This window comes from Dolichospermum lemmermannii CS-548 (genome assembly GCF_028330815.1).
Lineage (GTDB): Bacteria > Cyanobacteriota > Cyanobacteriia > Cyanobacteriales > Nostocaceae > Dolichospermum > Dolichospermum lemmermannii.
The window spans coordinates 1-7388 of sequence record NZ_JAQMTJ010000287.1 but is presented as its reverse complement, the minus strand read 5'-3'; the positions used below and the strand labels follow the sequence as shown (position 1 = coordinate 7388).

Here is a 7388-nt window from a genome sequence, read left to right as displayed (position 1 = left end):
TTTGGAACGAGGGGTCAGCCTATCGCCTTAACATCAGTCTTGTTGTTCTCGAAGAGCAAAAAGCTGTTAACTGGGTAGGAAGCCTATACTTACCCGCAAGGGAAGTGTAGGTAGTTCACCTTATTAACCCTTTGACCGAAAAGACGGGACACAAGCCCCGTCCTTCCGGGACGGCTTTGTGTTAAAATTTGGTCATAGTCGCCATAGGGCATTGGGAGACTTTAAACGGACATGGAGGGACGATAAGACCACTTGTGGCTTGTTCTGGCGATGTGTCAAGTGTTTCCCCGCACCTTCAGGTCGGTGAGTATGTCAAAAATATTTACTCCTTGCTTTCAGCAGGGAAGTTGAGGATAAGATTTCTTATCCTCAATTTTTATGTAGGAGCAATACCTTGTGTATTTCTTGGGTTTCCTTGCGTCAACCCAACCTTGTATCTTAGAGGTATGTTAGAGGATAAAAGTTACTGAACTGTTAAGTTACTTTGTTTTTTTTAATCACAATTTTAGCGGAATAAGTGATAATGATCCGGTATAGTTTGTCATGGGTTTTACAGATGTACATCTGTTACCTTACATTCTTGTGAAAGTACCATCATTAAACACATTATTCACTAAAAAAATGAAAAATCAGGGTTTTCATATTTCTCGTTTATCTTTACAAACCAGCCTGACAGCTTTGTTATTAGTTGCTGGTAGTTCTACCCTCATACTCAGTCAACTTAAAGCTGGCGCTGCTCCAACTTTAACAGCCCAAGTGCCAGCCAATGGCACTGTCATTTACGTTAACTCTGCCACTGGAAAAGATACTGCCGCTAATGGAACTATAGCAGCCCCCTATAAAACCATCACTTTTGCCCTTTCTAAAGCTACAGCCGGGACAGTTGTTCAGGTTGCCCCTGGGAACTATAGTAAAGATAGTGGTGAAACATTCCCTCTTGTCCTCAATTCTGGAGTGACGCTTCAAGGTAATGAGTCTAACAAGGGTGAGGGAATCTTAATTAGCGGTGGTGGTTATTACACTAGTCGCACTTTTGCCAGACAGGATATTACACTGTTAGCGAATAATAGCACTATTATTACAGGTTTAACTTTTACCAACCCGAATTCCCGGGGAACGGCTGTATGGGTAGAATCCAGTAACCCTGTGATCAAAAATAGCACATTTATTAACAGTGTCAGAGAAGGAATTTTTGTGACAGGTACGGGAAATCCCCAAATCGAAAATAACATCTTTTTGAAAAATAAGGGCAATGGAATTTCTGTAACTAAATCTGCCCAAGGTGTGATTCGTGGCAATTTATTTCAGGATACTGGTTTTGGTGTAGCAATTGGTGGTAGTTCTACACCTTTATTAGAAAGTAACAACATTACCCAAAACACAGACGGTCTTTTTATCTCGGAAACTGCCAAACCTATCCTCCGTAAAAATTCCATTCGCGGTAATAAACGGGATGGTATTGTCGCTACTATTAGTGCAGTTCCTGACCTGGGTACAAGTGAAAATCTTGGTGGCAATCTCATCCGTGATAATGCTCGCTATGATTTGAACAATGCTACTAAAGCTAGCAAAATTGTCGCTATTGGTAACGATATTAACGAGAAGCGGATTTTTGGTGCTGTTGATTTTGTCGCGGCTAAAGTGACTACACCTCCCGATAACAATACTGGAAATACTGGAAACACTGCTTTTAAAGATGTGCAAACAGGTTACTGGGCAAAAGCTTACATTGAAGCTTTAGCTGCCAAAAATATTATCGCTGGTTTTCCAGATGGTAGTTTTAAACCCAATGAACCTGTAACTCGCGCTCAATTTGCTGCTATCATAAATAAGGCTTTTAAACCTTCAGCAACACGCCAAGGAATTGCTTTTAAAGATGTTAAAAGCAATTATTGGGCTTATAGCGCCATTCAAACTGCTTCTAGTAGTCCGTTCCTATCTGGTTATCCTGATTTAACTTTTAAGCCAGAACAACAAATTCCTAGAGTGCAAGCCTTGGTAGCTTTAGCTAATGGTTTGGGTTTAACTGCGAATGGTCAGACTGTGATTAACTTCTATACTGATGCTAGTCAAATTCCTAGTTATGCAGTTGGTCCAGTAGCAGCAGCAACTTCACGGCAATTAGTTATTAATTATCCCACTGTTAAAGAGCTTGCACCTAAGCGTCAAGCAACTAGAGCGGAAATTGCGGCTTTTGTATATCAAGCCTTGGTTAATGCTGGTCGTGTTCAAGCAATTAATTCTCCATATCTGGTAACTGGTAAGTAGGCAGGGGGCAGGGGAATATTTATCTTCCCAGTTGTCTCTTGTCTGTCATTTATTCCTGCTGTTTTCCCATTTCCAGAGAAACACCATTAACCCAATTACTCCTAGTTGGATGGCGAAATTAGGCAGTGCTTGTTCTATATCGCGTCCTGCTAGGAGTTGAAAGAAGAAAACGAATGCACCAATAAAGCCGGAAGCACCGACACCAATATAAATAAATTGCCTTAACCCCCGATAGGGTGCGGCTGCTTCGGCTTTGAGACGTTCATATTGTTGGGGGTTGAGATTTTTTGGAGAATTTTGTTCCATCATCAATAAATTATGTTATAATGTGTGACTGTGTACGCCGATGTGGCTCAGGGGTAGAGCAACTGATTCGTAATCAGTAGGTCGTGAGTTCAAATCTCATCATCGGCTTTAAGTAATATAACAAGACAAGCAACGGACTGAAAGGTTGTGTCGTGCTAACTCTGACTTTTTTGAACAATATCAGGAGAAAGCAAGGGTTTGGGGGTGTTCAGGAATTGAGGGACGCTGTGAATCAATTGCAAAATTTAGAAGAACAAATAAAATTAAAATGATTTTCTCTGTCTTCATTAAAATTAATTTTAGATTTTTCTCTATCTAAAGTAGTTACGAAAGTTAAACAGCAGATTCAAAAAATTAAGGATGAGTCAAAACAGTTTCCAACTGAAGAACAAATTCACCGCAAAATTGGTAAGGATGAAAAAGCGAAAGGTGATGCTATTTACTGGGCAATTTATAATCTTGACCTGAAAAACCCCAATAATCAGAGGGATTTTGAACATTTACCCCCAGAGCAACTGGTAACTGATATATTAGAGAAAGATCGGCGAGTTGCTGAAATTATGTCTGAGATTAAGTAAGTCGGCACGATAAAATCAATATACATTTTTTTCGTAAAAACCCTTAAATAACCTATCTATAAGGTATTTGTCGAATTTACATTTCGTTACATATGTTGATTGTTTAACGCCAACTTACTTAAAGCAATTTTGGAGCAGTAACAATGTTAGGTTTACTACAAAAGTTGAGTTGCTGGGAAGAATTAACAAGTCAATCAGCATTAGATAATGTTGATTCTGACCAAATTTTACTGATGAATGGGATTAACTGGAATATATATGAGACAATGTTACAGAGATTTGAAAATACTTCTCATTATCGGTTTAAATATTTAGAAGGTACTTTAGAAATAATGTCTCCTAGTCGTCGCCATGAGTTTGATAAAAAGCTAATTGCTTTATTATTAGAAACTTATTTTATGGAAAAGGATATTGATTTTTATCCTTTAGGTTCAACTACTTTTAGAAAGGAAGCGTCCGCTAGAGGTATTGAACCAGATGAATGTTATTGTTTTGATTCAGAAAAATCTGTTCCTGATTTGGCTATTGAGGTGGTTGTAACGAGTGGGGGAATTGATGATTTATTAATTTATCAAGGTTTGGGTGTACCGGAAGTTTGGTTTTGGCAGAATCATCAATTTTCTTTATATTTTTTGCGGGGTGATAAGTATGAGAAAATATCTAAAAGTGAATTTTTACGGGATTTAGATTTAACTCTGTTAGCAAGTTTGCTTTTGTCTGGTGAAAAACCAAAAGATTTAATCTCAAAGTTCCGTGAAAACATCCGTCGGAGTAATTCATGAATTGCCCCTACAAATATACAAATAATATGATTTATGTGCTTTTGAGTCTAAAGTCTAGTACAATGATTTGCCGAATTTACAAGTAATACTAATCGGAAGAAATAAGAGTTTTAGAGATTTATTGCCTAATCACTATATTTCCAACTCCCTGAAATATCAATTTATTATCTACAATTAATCGGTTTGCTATATCTGGAAACTGTTGCTGAAGATAGTTTTTTAATAAATGACTATCACCACCAGTTATCACAATCTGACTATCAGGAAATAACCGCCACCAAGCCTCAATAAAATCCTTTATCCCACTTAATAAAATGTAAATTACTCCACTTTGAATTGCATCTGATGTATTTATGGCAAAACGTGGTGGTAAAGATGTCATTATCCTAGTTTCTAATAATGGTAATTGTCCGGTTTTTTGTCCTAAACTGGCAAATTGTAACCCTAAACCCGGCAAAATTGCCCCACCAACCAAACATTGATGATTGTCTGCACCTGTAAAAGTCAATGCTGTACCCGCATCAATTACTAATGCGGGAAATCCCCAAGTTATTCCCGCACCCCATACCGCTAAAGCCCGATCAATTCCTAGCGTGGGATACATTCCCCCTAATGGTACATCTTCCAAAGTAATCAGACGCAAATGGGGGTAAATTTGCCAAAGTGCGGTTTGACTGGGAACGACAGAAGCGAGAATCAGAGGGATAGGATCATCTGGGATAATGGGAAGATTGGTAGGTAGAGAAATCGCTGTCAACCAATTATCTAAGGTTGGAGATTCAGCTAATTTTTGAATAACAGATGCAGATAGATGAAATGTGTCCCCAGTTGAGTATAATATCTTATCTATGAACAATGCCCAATGGAGGCGGGAATTACCGACCATTAATACTAAAGAAAGATGCTGTTGCTCTTTTAAGGGCAGATGATTTCTCACACTTTTAATTTTCTCAACTTAGTTATAGGTTTTTTCCTGAAAATATGGCTGGGAAATTTGCGGTAATGTATAGTGTAACTGCTGTACAGGAGTCAGGAGCAGAAATCAAAAAATTCTTTCCCTCGCGTTGCTCCCTACCTCTTCCCTTATTCTCTCAGAAAGCATTAAAATACATGAAGTAAATAGCTTTCACTTTGGTTTGCTTTAAGCAAAAATGGTATATGACTGACGTTCCCGCTGCTCGCATTCGTAATTTCTGTATTATTGCTCACATTGATCACGGGAAATCTACTCTCGCGGATCGTTTACTACAGGCGACTGGGACTGTAGAAGATCGACAGATGAAAGAGCAGTTTCTTGATAACATGGATTTGGAACGGGAGCGCGGCATTACAATTAAGCTGCAAGCTGCCCGGATGAATTATACTGCCAAGGATGGTCAGCAGTATGTTCTGAATTTAATTGATACTCCTGGACACGTAGACTTTTCCTATGAAGTGTCGCGCTCTCTAGTGGCTTGTGAAGGGGCATTATTAGTTGTGGATGCGTCCCAAGGTGTAGAGGCGCAAACTCTCGCAAATGTCTATTTAGCCCTAGAGAATAATCTAGAAATTATCCCAGTTTTAAATAAAATTGATTTACCAGGGGCAGAACCAGAACGAGTAATTGGCGAAATTGAAGAAATTATTGGTTTAGATTGCAGTGGCGCAATTTTGGCTTCAGCGAAGGAGGGAATTGGGATTGCGGAGATTTTAGAAACAATTGTCGAACGAGTTCCCCCACCTGTTGACACTGTAAATGAGAAGCTGCGGGCGTTAATTTTTGATAGTTACTATGATAGTTACCGGGGTGTAATTGTTTACTTCCGGGTCATGGATGGAACTGTGAAAAGAGGCGATCGCATCTACTTAATGGCATCTGGTAAAGAATTTATCATTGATGAATTAGGCATTCTCGTGCCAACACAAAAGCAAGTGGAAGAACTTCATGCTGGGGAAGTAGGATATTTAGGAGCATCAATTAGAGCCGTAGCTGATGCCAGAGTAGGAGATACCATTACCCTATGCAAAAACAAAGCGACTGAAGCCTTGCCTGGTTACGCAGAAGCAAATCCCATGGTATTTTGTGGGATGTTCCCCATAGACGCAGATCAGTTTGAAGACCTGCGAGAAGCTTTAGAAAAACTGGAACTCAATGATGCTGCATTAAAATATGAACCAGAAACCTCTAGCGCCATGGGTTTTGGTTTCCGTTGTGGGTTTTTGGGATTACTGCACATGGAAATCGTCCAAGAACGTTTAGAACGCGAGTATAACCTAGATTTAATCATTACCGCACCATCGGTAGTTTACAAAGTTGTCACCAACAAAGGTGAAGAACTGTACATTGATAATCCTAGTCGCTTACCTGAACCGAATGAACGGGACAGAATCGAAGAACCCTATGTCAAAGTCGAAATGATTACTCCAGAAACCTACGTCGGTTCTTTAATGGAGTTGTCGCAAAATCGTCGGGGAGTCTTCAAAGATATGAAATATCTCACCCAAGGACGGACTACACTAACGTATGAGTTACCTTTGGCTGAAGTTGTCACCGACTTTTTTGATCAAATGAAATCTCGTTCTCGCGGTTACGCCAGTATGGAATATCATCTGATTGGTTACCGAGAAAATCCTTTGGTGAAATTGGATATTCTGATTAATGGTGATCCAGTGGATTCCTTAGCGATGATTGTCCACAGAGATAAAGCCTACAATGTCGGTAGAGCCATGGCGGAAAAACTCAAAGAACTAATTCCCCGTCATCAATTCAAAGTCCCCATTCAAGCTTCTATTGGCTCAAAAGTTATTGCCAGTGAAAGTATATCAGCGATGCGGAAAGATGTCTTGGCTAAATGCTATGGTGGCGACATCAGCCGGAAGAAGAAACTGTTGAAAAAGCAAGCCAAAGGTAAAAAACGGATGAAGTCTATAGGTACGGTGGATGTACCCCAGGAGGCTTTTATGGCTGTGTTGCGGTTAGATAAGAGCTAATTCCCAGATTTTTGGTTTATTGCTAAAAACTCGCCTGTATGCAATCGTGAGGGAAATTACAGGCGAGTTTATTGTGAAAATCAGGCAAAAAATGGGTAATACAGCAGATTTCGCTCTAATGAGGTACAAACTTGAATTATGAAACCCTTGTAGTGCGGGCATCTTGCCCGCTACTGTAGGTAAGCAGAGGATCTTCTCGTCACTAATTAACTAATAGCAAAATAGTTCTTCCTTATCAATTTCATGATAACATTTTTAAAATTGTTTGTCAACACAATAAAATCACTTTTTTCCCGTTGGCGTTTTTGCGTTTTTTAGCGAAACATTATGGGGTGGTGATGTAAGGAAGGAGGAAGGAGGAAGCCAGGGAGAGAAGCCAGGGAATAAATTCCCTGTCTTATAGCTAAAGTCGGTTAAAACCGACTGGGGGGTTCAAAAATTATTGGAGATGTCTATTGAATTTACGTTTTGTCCAAACACCAAT

General features: G+C 39.4%; 5 protein-coding genes and 1 tRNA gene. 4 read left to right on the top strand and 2 right to left on the bottom strand.

Annotated features, from left to right (window positions below; translation table 11 throughout):
• The first annotated feature begins 621 nt into the window (after nucleotides 1-621).
• A complete protein-coding gene (locus PN450_RS19910) occupies nucleotides 622-2268 on the top strand; it encodes a DUF1565 domain-containing protein (protein ID WP_271837320.1) in 1647 nt (548 codons plus the stop codon).
• A 45-nt stretch (nucleotides 2269-2313) separates the two neighbouring features.
• Here PN450_RS19910 and PN450_RS19905 read toward each other — a convergent pair whose 3' ends face one another.
• A complete protein-coding gene (locus PN450_RS19905; RefSeq protein ID WP_271837319.1) occupies nucleotides 2314-2577 on the bottom strand; it encodes a DUF3493 domain-containing protein in 264 nt (87 codons plus the stop codon).
• A gap of 33 nt (nucleotides 2578-2610) precedes the next feature.
• On the opposite strand from PN450_RS19905, the gene PN450_RS19900 reads away from it, so the two are divergent.
• Both PN450_RS19900 and PN450_RS19895 read left to right on the top strand, forming a co-directional pair.
• Nucleotides 2611-2682, top strand: a tRNA-Thr gene (locus PN450_RS19900).
• A gap of 613 nt (nucleotides 2683-3295) precedes the next feature.
• Nucleotides 3296-3934 carry a Uma2 family endonuclease gene (locus PN450_RS19895; RefSeq protein WP_271837318.1) on the top strand — a complete coding sequence of 213 codons (639 nt, stop codon included), beginning with the start codon at nucleotides 3296-3298 and terminating at the stop codon, nucleotides 3932-3934.
• A 118-nt stretch (nucleotides 3935-4052) separates the two neighbouring features.
• On the opposite strand, the gene PN450_RS19890 is transcribed toward PN450_RS19895, so the two are convergent.
• The gene (locus PN450_RS19890) at nucleotides 4053-4820 is read right to left on the bottom strand and encodes a pantothenate kinase (RefSeq protein ID WP_417033761.1); all 768 of its coding nucleotides are present in this window, start codon (nucleotides 4818-4820) and stop codon (nucleotides 4053-4055) included.
• A 272-nt stretch (nucleotides 4821-5092) separates the two neighbouring features.
• On the opposite strand from PN450_RS19890, the gene lepA reads away from it, so the two are divergent.
• On the top strand, nucleotides 5093-6904 hold the full coding sequence (lepA, locus tag PN450_RS19885) for a translation elongation factor 4 (protein ID WP_271837316.1): 1812 nt from the start codon (nucleotides 5093-5095) through the stop codon (nucleotides 6902-6904).
• The last annotated feature ends 484 nt before the right edge of the window (nucleotides 6905-7388 follow it).